14 protein-coding genes are annotated in these 14,106 nt (G+C 70.2%); 7 read left to right on the plus strand and 7 right to left on the minus strand.

The window, feature by feature from the left end; genetic code table 11:
- Positions 1 to 168: 168 nt before the first annotated feature.
- Genes G6O69_RS05800 through G6O69_RS05815 form a run of 4 tightly spaced genes read right to left on the minus strand, consistent with a single transcriptional unit; the run spans position 169 to position 3,677 of the window.
- Positions 169 to 1,191, minus strand: a complete 1,023-nt coding sequence (locus tag G6O69_RS05800) for a DUF2817 domain-containing protein (RefSeq protein WP_172302532.1) — start codon at positions 1,189 to 1,191, stop codon at positions 169 to 171.
- A gap of 27 nt (positions 1,192 to 1,218) precedes the next feature.
- Positions 1,219 to 2,205, minus strand: a complete 987-nt coding sequence (gene speB, locus G6O69_RS05805; protein ID WP_172302533.1) for an agmatinase — start codon at positions 2,203 to 2,205, stop codon at positions 1,219 to 1,221.
- Between the two features lie 48 nt (positions 2,206 to 2,253).
- The gene (locus G6O69_RS05810) at positions 2,254 to 3,072 is read right to left on the minus strand and encodes a lysophospholipid acyltransferase family protein (RefSeq protein ID WP_172302534.1); all 819 of its coding nucleotides are present in this window, start codon (positions 3,070 to 3,072) and stop codon (positions 2,254 to 2,256) included.
- On the minus strand, positions 3,069 to 3,677 hold the full coding sequence (locus G6O69_RS05815; protein ID WP_172302535.1) for a GNAT family N-acetyltransferase: 609 nt from the start codon (positions 3,675 to 3,677) through the stop codon (positions 3,069 to 3,071). The genes G6O69_RS05810 and G6O69_RS05815 overlap by 4 nt, the downstream gene beginning before the upstream one ends.
- Before the next feature lie 243 nt (positions 3,678 to 3,920).
- On the opposite strand from G6O69_RS05815, the gene G6O69_RS05820 reads away from it, so the two are divergent.
- Genes G6O69_RS05820 through G6O69_RS05840 form a run of 5 tightly spaced genes read left to right on the plus strand, consistent with a single transcriptional unit; the run spans position 3,921 to position 9,849 of the window.
- Positions 3,921 to 5,519, plus strand: a complete 1,599-nt coding sequence (locus G6O69_RS05820; RefSeq protein WP_172302536.1) for an FAD-dependent oxidoreductase — start codon at positions 3,921 to 3,923, stop codon at positions 5,517 to 5,519.
- 18 nt (positions 5,520 to 5,537) lie between these two features.
- Positions 5,538 to 6,038: a hypothetical protein gene (locus tag G6O69_RS05825; protein WP_172302537.1), complete on the plus strand. Its 501-nt coding sequence runs from the start codon at positions 5,538 to 5,540 to the stop codon at positions 6,036 to 6,038.
- A 33-nt stretch (positions 6,039 to 6,071) separates the two neighbouring features.
- Positions 6,072 to 6,728, plus strand: a complete 657-nt coding sequence (locus G6O69_RS05830) for a cell surface protein (protein WP_172302538.1) — start codon at positions 6,072 to 6,074, stop codon at positions 6,726 to 6,728.
- A gap of 7 nt (positions 6,729 to 6,735) precedes the next feature.
- A complete protein-coding gene (locus tag G6O69_RS41950) occupies positions 6,736 to 8,151 on the plus strand; it encodes an alpha/beta hydrolase-fold protein (protein WP_172302539.1) in 1,416 nt (471 codons plus the stop codon).
- 60 nt (positions 8,152 to 8,211) lie between these two features.
- Positions 8,212 to 9,849 (plus strand): protein adenylyltransferase SelO, encoded by a 1,638-nt coding sequence (locus G6O69_RS05840; RefSeq protein ID WP_172302540.1) that lies wholly within the window; start codon positions 8,212 to 8,214, stop codon positions 9,847 to 9,849.
- Between the two features lie 30 nt (positions 9,850 to 9,879).
- On the opposite strand, the gene G6O69_RS05845 is transcribed toward G6O69_RS05840, so the two are convergent.
- The 3 genes from G6O69_RS05845 to G6O69_RS39845 form a co-directional block, all read right to left on the minus strand.
- Positions 9,880 to 10,275 carry a translation initiation factor gene (locus G6O69_RS05845; RefSeq protein WP_172302541.1) on the minus strand — a complete coding sequence of 132 codons (396 nt, stop codon included), beginning with the start codon at positions 10,273 to 10,275 and terminating at the stop codon, positions 9,880 to 9,882.
- A 1-nt stretch (position 10,276) separates the two neighbouring features.
- Positions 10,277 to 10,816: an isochorismatase family protein gene (locus G6O69_RS05850; RefSeq protein WP_172302542.1), complete on the minus strand. Its 540-nt coding sequence runs from the start codon at positions 10,814 to 10,816 to the stop codon at positions 10,277 to 10,279.
- 427 nt (positions 10,817 to 11,243) lie between these two features.
- Positions 11,244 to 11,369 (minus strand): hypothetical protein, encoded by a 126-nt coding sequence (locus G6O69_RS39845; RefSeq protein ID WP_255215712.1) that lies wholly within the window; start codon positions 11,367 to 11,369, stop codon positions 11,244 to 11,246.
- Between the two features lie 113 nt (positions 11,370 to 11,482).
- Here G6O69_RS39845 and G6O69_RS05855 point away from each other — a divergent pair, with 113 nt between their 5' ends.
- Together G6O69_RS05855 and G6O69_RS05860 are read left to right on the plus strand one after the other, a co-directional pair.
- On the plus strand, positions 11,483 to 12,385 hold the full coding sequence (locus G6O69_RS05855; protein WP_176396656.1) for a hypothetical protein: 903 nt from the start codon (positions 11,483 to 11,485) through the stop codon (positions 12,383 to 12,385).
- A gap of 56 nt (positions 12,386 to 12,441) precedes the next feature.
- Positions 12,442 to 13,785 carry an IS701 family transposase gene (locus G6O69_RS05860; RefSeq protein WP_172302544.1) on the plus strand — a complete coding sequence of 448 codons (1,344 nt, stop codon included), beginning with the start codon at positions 12,442 to 12,444 and terminating at the stop codon, positions 13,783 to 13,785.
- The last annotated feature ends 321 nt before the right edge of the window (positions 13,786 to 14,106 follow it).

The raw sequence follows: 14,106 nt of genomic DNA on the forward strand, positions 1-14,106 counted from the left end.
GCGCGGACTCTGGATGATCCCGCCCGCGAGGCCAAGCCCCAATTGTCGAGCGAGGGTGACGGCGGGATCACCACGGCGTGACGCTTGCCGGCGCGCCCGCGGAGGTCTGCTCCGCAATCTCTGCCTGCCCCCGCGTGCCCGCCCACGCCCTTCGGTCGCCGCTGGCGCTCAGGCGAACCACTTGGCGAAAGCCGCCGACTCGAGGCGCTGGCGCTCGTGCGCGTCGAAGCCCGACCACGCGCGCTCGCTGGCCACGGCGCGCAGCAGAAATTCGATCAGCGGCAGGTGCCGGCGCAAGGTCCGACGCAGGCGGTGGGGACGGATCGGGTTGAAGCCGCCGAGCACGTCGAAGAGCTGGCGCGGGTTCTTCTTGACCCACAGCCACGAGCCGAGCTCGAGGGTCAGCGGCAAGAACGCCCGCCCGCCGGTGTACTCGTCGTAGATCCGGTCCCAGAGGTCGCCCTGAACCGTGTAGTTGCGCGAGACCGGCTCCATCACATAGACGTGATTGGGCAGGGTGTCGTCGAGCAGGCAGGACATGGCGTAGGCCTCCGCCACGCTCGGGAAGGGCCGGCGCGTGTGGGCGTAGGGGAACCACAGCCGGTCCACGGTGCCGAAGCCCGAGTGCACGTCGAGGGCCACGGCCCGCCGCGCCGGGAGCACCCACTCGCGCGTCGCCTCGCACAGCGCCCGCGCCTCGACCTCCATGGCTCCGCGCTCACCTTGAAACCAGGGCAGGTGTGGGCTCAGGCGCTGGCCGCCGACCAGGGGCGTGGCCGCGGCCTCGGGGTAGGGCGCCGCGTTGCGCATCAGATCGACGCCGCGGGCGTTGCTGCGCCGGCGCAGCCACATGCCGACGGGGTTGATCAGCGGCACGAAGAGCAGGCGGACCTCGGACAAGGTCGCGTCGAGCACGTGGTCCCAGGTCAAAAACTGGGCCAGGGTGTGCATGGCCGCGAGCACCACCCGGGTGCCGATGCGCTCGAGGCCGTGGACGCCGCCGAAGAGCGCGAGGGTCGGCGCGTCAGCTCGCGCGGCCCCAACCACGGCCGCGACGATCGGGAACTCGACGCCGGCGTGGGCCACGGTAGCCAGGACGTGGGGCTCGGCGCGGTCCCCGAAGGTCTCGAGGACCTCGTAGAGCGTAGCCAACTCGGGCAGCTCGCGCGCTGCTTGGGGAAAGGAACCCATCGAGGGCGAGTGGCAGCGACGAGGAATTCACCGTGGGCGTTGATCCTGCGCGGCGTCCCGGGCCCGCTCGTAGGCGAGCAGGCCGAGGCCGGCGAAGAGCGCGTGCGCGGCCAGGTTGCTGGTCGCGTCCGCGTGGTCGTGAGGCGGAGAGACCTCCACGAGATCCATGCCCACGATCTTCACACCCGCGAGGTTGTCGAGCAAGGTAAAGAGCTCGCGGCTGCTCAACCCGCCCGGCACGGGGGTGCCGGTCCCCGGCGCGAAGGCGGGGTCGACCCCGTCGACGTCGACGCTCAGGTAGACCGGACGATCCCCGATCCCAGCTTTGATCTCGTCGGCGATCTCGATCGCGCTGCGCCCCTCGAAGACCGACGCCGGGTAGATCCGGGCGTCGTGGGCCAGGCTCATCGCCGCCTCTTCGCCGTCCTTCCAGCCGCCGCGCAGGCCGACCTGAAACAGGCCGCCGGGGGCGATCAGCCCGGCCTCGAGGGCCTGGCGGATCGGCGTCCCGTGGTGAAAGTCGTCACCCCATAGCGCGCCATCGCTGGTGTCGAAGTGGGCGTCGACGTGGACGACACAGACCGGACCGTGGGCCGCGTGCACGGCCCGGAGGATCGGCGCGGTGATCGAGTGGTCGCCGCCGATCACGAAGGGCGAGGCCCCGGCGGCGAGCACCGCGGCGATCTCGGCCTGCACGGCCTCGCGCATCATCGCCGGCAAGAAGGGGCTCAGCGGGATGTTGCCGCCGTCGAGGGCCGGGGCGTGCTCGAACACGTCGAGGCGGTGCTTGGGGTGAAAAGAAGACACCAGCGCGCTGACGCGACGCACGTGGTAGGGGGCCACGCGGGCCCCGGGCAGGTAGGTCGTGCCCCCGTCCCAGGGCACGCCGAGGATCACCGCCTTGGCGCCGGCGAAGCGCTGCGGATCCCCCAGCTGGGTCTGCGGCGCGCAGGGGAGGCGGAAGCAATTGATCTGGCCGTGGGCCAGGTAGGCGGAGGCGGGTTCGGGTCGCATCGGGGAAATCAGGGGAGATCGGGGACCAAAGAGCCCGGTGGGTCGAGGTCAGCGCTGGCGCAGCAGCGCGCGCATGACCGCGCGGGTGCGCTCGGCGAAGGCCTCGGGGGCCTCGCCAGCCTCGGCGTGCAGCGGGGCGCCGAAGCTCAGCTCGGCGATGGTCTGCGGCCGCGCCACGGTCTCGAGGTAGTGGGGCAAGAAGTTGGCGTCGCCCACCCAGGACGCGTCCGCGTGGCGGTAGCGCAGGGCGATGGGGATCACCGGCACGTCCATCTGGGCGGCCACGCCGAACATCCCGCGGCGCAGGGGCAAGATGTCCTCCCCCGTGGTCGTGGTGCCCTCGGGGAAGGTCAGGATCGAGGCCCCGCGGGCGAGCAGCTCGCGGGCGCGCAGCAGCACCCGGGCCCCGCTGTGGGCGCTGGCGCGATCGACGAGCAGCACGTCGAGGCCGCGGGCCAGATCCCCGACCATCGGCCACTCGCCGACCTCGCGCTTGGCCACGGGGATCGCCGGGACCACGTTGGCGACCAGCAGCGGGTCTTGCCAGCTGACGTGGTTGCACATCAGGATCGCCGGCCCCTCGGGCAGCGGGCCGCGAGCATTTGTCGCGAAGCCCGAGAGCACGCACAGGTTCTCGGCCGCGAAGGCCATGCTGCCCTGACGGCGCAGGGTCGAGGCCGCGTCGTCGGGCAGCGCACGCAGCTCCCGGCGCACGTGGTGGGCGAAGTCGACCAGGAACATCGAGGTCCGGCCAAAGCGTCGGCTCGAGCGCAGCGCCGCGGCGGGGCCGGCCGCGAGCCGCGGCAGCAGCCCGGCGGGGCCGACCTCGAGCGCAGCGTCGAGCCCCGACTCGACCGGGGCGTTCATCCGAGCGCCACCGCGCCCGTGGTCCCCGTCATCCCTGTCATCAGGGGGGCGCCCACGGACATCGAGGGGATCGGCGCGGGCGTGGCCAGCTCGGGCTCGGCGCGGCGCTGGAGCAGGCCGAGGCGCTCGTAGCGGGCGCGGAGCTTGGCGAAGGCCTCGGCGTCGATCTTCGACACGATGCGCTCGTCGCCGGGGCCGTAGAAGCCCTGGCGCACGCCGGTCTCCGTCGCGCCCAGCGAGGCGTGCAGCGCCCGCGCGGCCTTGTTGTCCTCCTTGACCGTGAACCAGCAAGAGTCCACGCGGTCGGCGATCGAGCTCACGAAGGCGCGCAGCAGCAGCGCGACGCAGCGCGTGCCCTGGAACTCGGGGACCACCGCCAAGGTCGTGCAGTAGGCCTCGCGCTCGCGCACGAAGCTGAGCAGGTAGCCCGCGGGCTTGCCCTCGTGGAGGCACAAAAAGCAGTGCTGACCGAAGAAGTCACAGCACAGCCGGACGTAGTAGGGGCCGAGGGTCGACTCACCCTCCGCGCCGAACACGTCCTCCTCGAGGGTCATGAGCGCGTCGAAGTCGGTGGGCTCGAGGTTCTTGACGATATAAGCGGACATTGGCGCTGCCTTCGTTGGGTTCGAGCGCAATCTGTCCGTGAGCCTTCACCGCGCGATCACGCCTCGGTGAACTCTTCGAGACATGCGCCGGCCCGAGCGGCACTCGGCTGCGTCACCGGGCCGCCGCCCGCCGTCCACCTCGCCGTCATGGACGCGCCCCACGCCAGCGCCCATGCGTCGAATTTGCGCCCGAGGGCCCCCGCGTTCGACCGCGGAGCGGCCCCATGATAAGGCCACCGGACCATGGCCGAACCCCGAGACGAGGCGCGCAAGGGCTGGATCGCCCGCTGGATCGAGCGCCGCTTCGGCGGCTACCGTCACGCCTTCAACCAGCCCGACCCGAGCCAGCCCCACGCCCTCCAGGAGCCTCGCCGCGTCGCCGTCGTCGGCGCTGGGCTCGCCGGTCTGGGCGCGGCCGCCAAGCTCGCCGAGCGGGGCTTCAGCGTGACCTTGATCGAGCGCAACGACTACCTCGGGGGCAAGGTCGGCGCGTGGCAGACGACCATGCCCGGGGGCCGAGAGATCGGCATGACCCACGGCTTCCACGCCTTCTTTCGCCACTACTACAACCTCAACGAATTCTTCGCCGGGGTCGGCATCGATCGTCACTATCGCAGCGTCGGCGACTACATGATCCTGACCCGCGACGGCCAGCGCTACTCCTTCGCCGGGGTCGCGACCACGCCCCTGCTCAACTTGCTCTCGCTCGCGCGCAAGGGCGTCTACCGCCTGCGCGAGGTCAGCGGACGCCAGACCCGGACGCAGATGGAGGCCCTGCTGCGCTACGACCCGGAGCGGACCTTCGCCGAGTGGGACGAGGTCTCCTACGCCCAATTCGCCGCCGCGGCCCAGCTGCCCGCGAGCCTGGCCCTGGTCTTCAACACCTTCTCGCGCGCGTTCTTCTCCGACGCCGAGAAGATGTCCATGGCCGAGCTCATCAAGAGCTTCCACTTCTACTACCTCAGCAACGACGGCGGGCTGATCTACGACCTGCTCGACGAGGACTACGAGATCGCGCTGATCCGCCCGCTGCGCGACTACCTCGAGCGCCACGGGGTCGAGATCCACACCGGGCGCGCGGTCGAGACCGTCGCCCTCGACGCCCAGGGCCGCTTCGAGCTCGACGGCGAGCCCTTCGAGTACCTGGTCATCGCCAGCGACGTGGTCGGGACGCGAGCTCTCTTCCAGGCCTCCCCGGCCCTGGCCGCCGCCGCCCCGCGCTGCGCCGCCGGGGTAGCGAGCCTGACCCCCGGCCAGCGCTACTCGGTCTGGCGCCTGTGGCTCGACGCCGACTGCGACCCCGAGGGCATGCCCGGCTTCGTGATCACCGAGCGCGATCGGGTGCTCGACGCCCTGACCTTCGTGCACATCAACGAGGGCGAGTCCGCGCGCTGGGTCGCCGAGCGCAGGGCCGCCGGCGGCCGCGGCTGCGTGCTCGAGCTGCACTGCTACGCCGTCCCCGAGGACATCGCCGGGGGCGCCATCGACGACGCCGCCGAGGCGGCCCTGCGCGCCGCCTTCATGGACGAGCTGCGCACCTTCTTCCCCGCGCTCGTCGACGCCGAGGTCCTCCACGAGGACTTCTACATCCGCCGGGACTTCCCCGCCTTTCACGTCGGACAGCACGCCAGCCGGCCGAGCTGGGATACCGAGCTGCCCAACCTCTTCCTGGCCGGCGATTGGGTCAAGCTCCCCTTCCCCGCCATGCTCATGGAGGCCTCCTACAGCGCGGGCCTGCTCGCCGCCAACGCGATCTTCGCGGCCGAGGGCCTGCGCGAAGAGCCCGTGTTCTGCGTGCCACCGCGGGGCTTCCTCGCCGGCGTCGGCGAGCGCGGAAAGTAGCGTTACCATCTCGGGTGCATGCTGCAGATTCACCACCGCACGGACGCGGAGGTGCTCGCCGAGTATGGGGCGCTCGTCATTCGCGCCATCGACGGGGCGCCGACCGAGATCGAAGACGTCGACCGGGCGTCGGACTTGATCGACGAGCTGCTCGAGCGCCGCGCCAACATCGGGGTCCTGGTCATCGTCGAGCACGGCTCGCCCGCGCCCACGCCGGAGTGCATGCGACACATGCGAAGGCGCAGCCAGCCACGAGCGGAGCGCCTGGTCGTCGGCTTCGCCATGCTCGGGCTCGGGTTTTGGGCCAAGGCCGCGCTGCACCTGACCCAGGTCGCCGTCCAGGCCATGAACATGTCGATGTTCGCAGGCACCGAGCTGCGCCCCGTGGTCGAGGGGATGAGCCGCGAGCTCGTCGGCCTCGACCCCGCGACGATCCTCGCGCTTTGCGAGCAGCTGCGGGCCGAGCTCGCCGCGGCGCGCTCACAGCGGCCTCCGGGGGCCTCCTCGACCGGCGATTGACCTCGGACGAGGCCCCCGTTAGTCATGCAGGCCATGTTCATCGCGCAGCGCAGCCTCGGTCGCTCCCTGGCCAGCACCTTCGCCTGCGGCCTGGCACTCACGGCTTGCGCCGCAGAGGACCCCGACCCCGCGAGCGATCCCTACGCCGACGCCGTGTTCGAGCTCGCCGCCGCCCCCATGGCCAGCTTTGGCCACGACCGCCTGCCCGAGATCGTCCTCGGCCCGCCGGGCGGCAACCTCGACGTCGCCAGCCTCGGCTGCGAAGGCGAGATCATCTTGGCCTTCGACGAGCCGGGGATCCTCGACGGCCCGGGCGCCGACCTGATCGTGTTCGAAAACCCCTTCGACCTCAGCTTCCCCGAGCCCGGCGAGGTCGCCGTCAGCGAGGACGGGGAGACCTGGCACGAATTCCCCTGTGACCCCGTCACGACCACGGGCTGCGCCGGCGTCACGCCCACGGCCGCGCTCCCCGACAGCGGGATCGACCCTCTGGACCCCGAGCTCGCCGGCGGCGACGCCTTCGACCTCGCCGCCCTGGCCCAGGCCCCCGCGCAGGTGTTCTACGTGCGCATCCGCGACCGCAGCCGCGAGTACTGGGAGGCCCTCGGCGAGACGCCCTACTGCGACCCCGGCCAGCAGGGCGCCGGCGGCTTCGATCTCGACGCGGTCGCCGCGGTTCACGGGCTATAGTAGCGAGGTGCGCGCGTCCTCCCTGGCCTCGCTTGTCCTGACCTCCACCACCTTCGCCCTCCTCGGCTGCGCCATCCGCCAGCCCACCGCAGACGACGAAGGGGCGGAGACCAGCGGCGAGAGCGAGGGGGTCGGGACCTACGGCGAGACGGCTGAGGACGCCTCCGACAGCGCCTCTGACGACTCCACGGCGACCCTCGACGACGGCAGCCTCCCCGACTTCGCGCTCGTCGAGGACACCGAATGCACGCACCTCGAGCACTTGATCCAGCTCCTCCAAGACGAGGGCGACGCCGACGAGCAAGCTGCGCTGATCTCCAGCTTCATCGCGGAGGTCAGCTACGGCGACCACGGCTTCCCCCTGCGCTGCAACAGTCGAGAGTTCGGCGCGATCTACCGCGGCGAGTCCGGCCTGAGCCTGTCCGTGGTCGGCGACTTCAACGACTGGACGCCCGGCGCCCTCGTCTTCGACGAGATCGTCCCCGGCTTCTACGCCGCCTTCGACAGCGACCTCGACGAGCTCGACGGCCTCTACAAATTCGAGTCCGCGGGCGAGTACTTCGCCGATCCCCTGGCCCGGCGCTTCGGCTGGGACGCGTTCGGCGAGTACGCGCAGATCGACGCGATCCCCGGGCGCAGCCACCACGAGCGCTGGCCGGACTTCGACATGGCGGCCGGCGAACTCGCGCCCCGGGACATCACGGTCTACCTGCCCGCCGCCGCCCAAAGCGAGCCAGCGCTGCGCGTGCTCTACATGCACGACGGCCAGAACCTGTTCGCCCCCGACGCGCTGTGGGGCGGCTGGCAGGTCAGCGAGACCCTCGACGAGGCCATCGCGGCCGCGCTCATCGACCCGCTGATCGTCGTCGGCGTCGACAACACGCCGGCGCGCATGGACGAGTACACCCAGGTCGAGGACGAGATCGACGGCACGGTCTACGGCGGCCTCGCCGACGCCTACGCCGACTTCCTGGTCGAGGGCGTCCAGCCCTTCGTCGCCAGCCGCTACGCCCTCGCCCCGGCCCCCGAGGGCGCGGCGGTGATGGGCGCCTCGCTCGGCGGCCTGGTCAGCCTCTACATCGCCCAGCGCCACCCCGAACACTTCTCCGCCCTCGCCTCGATGTCGGGCACCGTCACCTGGGGCAGCATCGGCCTCGACAACCCGACGATCATCGACGGCTACGCCCAGGACCCGCCCGAGGGCCTGCGCATCTACCTCGACAGCGGCGGCGGCCCGGGCCTGGGCTGCCCCGAGGACGGCGCCGACAACTACTGCGGCAACCTCGAGCTCGCCGACTCGCTGCGCGCGCTCGGCTGGGTCGACGAGCTCGACTTGTTCTACCGCTGGACCCCCGACGCCCCGCACAACGAGAGCGCCTGGGCCGAGCGCCTGCTCCCCGCGCTGCTCGACTGGTGGCCGTGAGCGGGCCCGCGCCCCTCGCCTGGTTGGAGCTGCGCCCAAACGCGGTCATGCTGGGGCCAGATGCAGGCCCCAGCAGCTGAGCTCGCCCTGCGCTTCGACAACAGCTTCGTCCGAGCGCTCCCCGCCGACCCCGAGCCCAAGAACTACCGCCGCCAGGTGCTCGGCGCGTGCTACTCGCGGGTGGATCCCACGCCGGTCTCCAACCCCGCGCTGCTCGCCTGGTCCGGCGAGCTCGCCCAGCGCCTCGGCCTGCCTGCGGATCCGCAAACCGACCCGGACCTCGCCGCGCGCCTGGCCCAGGTGTTCGCCGGCGTCGAGCAGCTCCCCGGCATGGCGCCCTTCGCCGCCTGCTACGGCGGCCATCAGTTCGGCAACTGGGCGGACCAGCTCGGCGACGGCCGGGCGATCTCCCTGGGCGAGGTCCTCGGCGAGGGCGGCCAGCGCTGGGAGCTCCAGCTCAAGGGCGCCGGGCCCACGCCCTACTCGCGCATGGGCGACGGCCGGGCCGTGCTGCGCTCCTCGGTCCGCGAGTTCTTGTGCAGCGAGGCCATGCACCACCTCGGCGTGCCGACCACCCGGGCGCTCTCGCTGGTCACCACCGGCGACGCGGTCGTGCGCGACATGTTCTACGACGGCCACCCGCGCCCCGAGCCCGGCGCGATCGTCTGCCGCGTCGCCCCCAGCTTCCTGCGCTTCGGCAACTTCGAGCTCTTCGCCGCCCGCGACGACCGAGCCACCCTCGCGCGCCTGGCCGACTACGCCATCGAGACCCACTTCCCCGCCCTCGCCTCGGCCCACGCCGCCGGAGATCCCCAGCGCTACGCCCGGTGGTTCGTCGAGATCGCCGAGCGCACCGCCGAGATGATCGCCCACTGGATGCGCGTCGGCTTCGTGCACGGGGTGATGAACACCGACAACATGTCGATCCTCGGCCTGACCATCGACTACGGCCCCTACGGATGGATCGACGACTACGACCCCGACTGGACGCCGAACACCACCGACGCCAGCACCCGCCGCTATCGCTTCGGCAACCAGCCGCGCATCGCCGCCTGGAACCTGCTGCGCATGGCCGCCGCCCTGCGCCCGCTGATCGGCGACGAAGCCCCGCTCCAGGCCGGCATGGACGCCTACGCCGCCGCCCTCGACCGCCACACCCTGACCAGCTTCGCCGCCAAGCTCGGCCTCGCCGAGCTGCGCACGGACGAGGACGCCGAAGATCCACGCTCGGGCCTGTGGCTCGTCGACGAGCTGCTCACCCAGCTCGCGACCACGAGCACCGACATGACCCTCTTTTACCGCGCCCTCGCCGACCTCCCCCTGGCCGAGGACTGCGACGACGAGTCCCTGCTCGCGCCCCTGCTCCCCGCCTACTACGAGGACCTCCGCCCGCGCGCCCGCGCCGAGACCCTCGCGTGGCTGCGCGCGCTCACGGCCAAGGTCCGCGGCGAGGGCCACGACCCCGCCCAGCGCCGCGCCCGAATGAACGCCGCCAACCCCAAGTACGTGCTGCGCAACTACCTGGCCCAGCAGGCCATCGAGCGCGCCGAGGCGGGCGACCAGGACATGCTCCACGAGCTCCAGGCCGTGCTCCGGGCGCCCTACGACGAGCAGCCCGGACGCGAGCATCTCGCCGCCAAGCGCCCCGACTGGGCCAAGCACCGGCCTGGGTGCTCCATGCTCTCCTGCTCGTCTTGAACGAAGACGGCTCGAATGATTGTCCAAAGCCTAATTCCCAAGCACGACTTGCCCGACGCCCGCGGCCTCGAACCATCGCGCGACGCGGGCGTGGTCTTTGGTCCCGAGGACCACGGCCTCGCCCTCGATCCGACCGCTGCAGCCGAGCTCGCGCTTGAGCGCGGCGAGCATGGTGGTCCGCTGCTCGGCCGCGAGGCCCTCGACGAAGGTCGCCGCCTTGCCGCCCTGGCCCTTCTTTTGCCGGCGCACGATCACCCGCGCGCTGGCGGGCGCCGCAGGCTTCGGCCTCGGCTCGGGCGGCGCTGGCTCGGCCTCGACGGGCGGACCTTCGGGCAGCGGGCCGAGGGCCCCCGCGAGGCCGGCGAAGGGGTTGGAGGTCAGCGGCACGTCGTCGCTGACGATCTCCCGGCGCTTTTTCTTGGCCATGCTAGAGAACCTCGACGCGGGTGCCTCGAGCGAAGCAAAGCTCTGAGAGCGGCACCCTTTGCACCGAGCCTGCGCCCGCGGCGAGCTCGCGCAGAATGTGGTTGTGGTGCGCGACGATCTGCTCGGCTTCGAGCGTATCGGTTGAAAAGGTAGTGTGACCTTCGCGGACCAGCTGCACCTCGTAGCCCGCCGCCGCCACGGCGCGGCAGGTCGAGTCGATGCAGTAGTCGGTCTGCATGCCGACAACAACGGCCTTGCCGATGCCGCGCTGCCCCAGTTGTTGCTGAAGATCGGTGTCGAGCAGCGCGTTGCAGAACCCTTTGTCGACGACGGGTTCGTCGGGCGCAGGCACGAGGCTTGGAGCGAGCTCGAGGCCGGGCTCCACACGAACGTCGCGCACAAAGATGACCTGCGCTCCGGCGGCCCGAGCCGCACTGAGCAACGTCTCGATGTTGGCGAGCACAGAAGCGAAGTTCCACGGCCCTTCGTCGACGAGACCTTGCTGGACGTCGATGATGAGCAGTGCGGTGCGGTCAGCCACGGCGAGCCACGCTACATGATCGAGCATCGCGCGGCACCCGTGGCCCAATCTGGCGCCAACTCATCCGAGAAAACGCTCGGTTCCCGTCCATACGAGGCATTGCGGAAAGGACGCCGAGCTGTCGGCCTTGTCCTGCGCAGAGCATGCGGGTGTGGACCTACGTCGAGCGCGGCCGCAGACTGGAGCTGCCGGTCTAGTGTGCGCGCCAGAGGACTTGAAGGGCCCCAAGCTTGGAGCACCGGCCGCTGACTTCGTTGCTCGTCAGTCATTTGTGCCCGACAGACTCCCTCCTCGCGCCTCGTCAGCAACCGGCGGTCCGGCGCCTGAGACCCTTCAAGTCCTCTGGCGCGCACACTAGCAGGGCTTACTTTGCTAGCCCCGGCACCGTTTCGCGGCACCGCACCCTCGCTACGCTCGGGCCTACCGGCTAGGACCCTTCGATCAGCAGGCCATGAAAGGTGCCCTCGGAGCCCGTGGTGAAGCCCGACGACGAAGCCTCCACCGACGAGCGCGCCGAGGGTCGGCTCGGTGTCGAGGCTGTTGCGACATGCACCCCAGCTCTCAAGCTGGCGAGATGTTCACGCTCCCACCGACCCTGCATTGGATGTCATCTCCGCTGGGTTCGCTGGCCTGCACGGTATCGAGTGAAGGTGGTAGATTGCGCTCATGCGTCGGGTCGGTGTCCTCGTGCTGTTGTCCGTGGCAGCTGCGTGTGTGCCTCCTGCGGGTTCGGGCGAAGCGACCAGCGGCGAGTCGAGCAGCGGCTCGATGACGGACGCGAGCAGCGGGGCGACGACCGAGACCAGCGGGGCCGAGACGAGTGAGACCGGCGCGCCCGAGACGGGCGAGACCGGCGAGACCGGCGAGACCGGCGAGACCGGCGAGACCGAGACCACCGGGCCCGTCGAGCCCGAGTGCGGCAACGGCATCATCGAGCCTCCGGAGCAGTGCGAGGGCGACGACCTCCACGGCTTCGATTGCGTCGCGCTCGGCTTCGATGGCGGGACCTTGCTGTGCAGCGAGATCTGCTCTTTAGACGCCGCGCTGTGCGAGACCGATGAACCGCCGGCCTGCGAAGACCCCTGCCACGACGGGGTCCTCGCCAATGACGAGACCTGCGACGGCATCCAGTTTGGCGATCTCAGCTGCGAGTCGCTCGGCTTCGTCGGTGGCAGCTTGCTGTGCGAGGCCTGCGATCAGCCGCCCTCGACCGTGCACTGCATCACCGAGTACGACGCGGGCGCGTGCGCCAGCGATGACGAGTGCCCCGGCCAGTTCCCGCACTGCGTCGAGGGCCACTGCTGGGACGGCAGCCTGGCCGATCCCTGCGTCGACGTCTCGGACTGCATCAACGACGCGATGTTCTGCGTGCGCGGCCAGTGTTGGGACGGCGGCGAGAACCAGCCCTGCGAGATCTTCTGGCTGGATGATGACTGCAGCGCCTGGTACGAGTGCAATCACGGCAACCTCGTGTGCACGGGCGACGGCAAATTTCAGTACCCGTGCTGCACCGACGCCGACTGCAGCGGCATCTACTTTTGCCTCGACGACATCTGCAACGGGATCTAGGACTACTTGGTCAGATGGGGATCGACAACGATCCCCAGCTGTGATCTGCTGCGGGGGTGACTCCAGAACAAATCTCCCGGGTGGGGGCCGAACTCGAGGAGTTTCTCGGCTACATCACTCATCAGATGGGTCGCAGCGAGCGGCGCGAGGCCCTCGCCAACTACATGCGTGGGCTTCTCCTCGATGGCGAGCGCAAGAGCATGGTGCCCATCGCTCAGCGCCTCGCAGCCGCGCCCGGTGACAGCGAAGCCATCCGCCAGCGACTCCAGCAGGCGATCACGATCGCTGATTGGGACGAGTGGGAGCTGTTTCGCCGACTCGCCCTGCGCGTCGAGGACAAGCTCCCGGGCCTCGACGCCTTCGTCATCGACGACACCGGCTTCCCCAAGAAGGGCAAGCACTCCGTCGGGGTACAGCGTCAGTACTCGGGGACGATGGGCCGCGTCGACAATTGCCAGGTCGCAGCAAGCCTCCACCTCGCCAGCGAGGCGGGCGGCGCTTGCATCGGCATGCGCTTGTTTCTTCCCGAGGTCTGGGCCAACGACCCAAGGCGCCGGACCAAGGCAGGCGTCCCCGAGGAGCTCTCCCATCAAACGAAGCTCGAGCTCGGCCTCGGCATGCTCGACCGCGCCCTCGAATGGGGGCTCGCGCCTCGACCGGTGCTCGCCGACGCGGCCTACGGCGACTCGACGGAATTCCGCAAGGGACTCGAAGAACGCGGGCTCCACTACGTACTGCGCATCTCCGGCAACGCGGTCGTATGGCCGCCAGGGACGTGCCCGAGCCCTCCTCCGTCCAAAGCTCCCGGCACCAGGGGGCGGCCACGAACAAAGTGGGTCTCCCCCGAAGGAGTCGAGCCCGTCTCGGTCGAAGAGCTGGCGAAGAGCTTGCCTGCCAGGCGCTTCCGTCACGTCGAATGGCGCCACGGGACGCGCGGGCCTCAGCGGCGGCGCTTCGCGGTGCTACGCATCCGAACCGCGCACCGGCATCGGTCAGGGCACCCACCGGGTGAAGTGCAGTGGCTGCTGTGTGAGTGGTCCTACAAGAAGAAGGAGCCAACCGCGTTTTATTTGTCGAACTTGCCCGCGAAGACCACGGTCAAGAGGCTGGTCTACCTGGCCAAGCTTCGCTGGCGGATCGAACGGGACTACCAGGAGATGAAAGGGGAGCTCGGCCTCGACCACTTCGAGGGACGAACATGGCGAGGCTTCCACCACCACGTCGCCCTGGTCGCCGCGGCTCACGCCTTTCTCACGCTCCACCGCGTGATTTTTTCCCCGGAGGACCCGGAGGCGGAAAGCACAGCGAGCCGAGCCGGGGCTGACCATCCAGGCATTCCGAGCGTTGCTACAAGTGGTCCTGCTTCACTTGCTGGGTCACTGTCCCATGTGCGGACGTGACATCGACCCACGGGGGCCACCGATCAGGCCCTCGCGGATGTGATCAAGTCGTACTAGGAGCCCGTGGTGGAACCCAGCGCGGCTCCTGGCGCTGGGATTTTCGTCGAGGGCGCGAAGCCAAAACGCAGCTGTACCGGGCGTACTGCAAGTTTTGGCGACAACGCACTCGGCGAAAAGACCAAGCGAGGTGTCGTGTTGGGTTTCACCACGGGCTCCTAGGAGCCCGTGCGTCGGCCGAAAAACAGCATGGGGCGAGGCCCTCGAAGCCGCTCGGGCAGCAGCCGTGAGCTTCGTTGCTGGGGCCTGCTGGGAGCTGCACTC

It is taken from the genome of Pseudenhygromyxa sp. WMMC2535 (genome assembly GCF_011083025.2).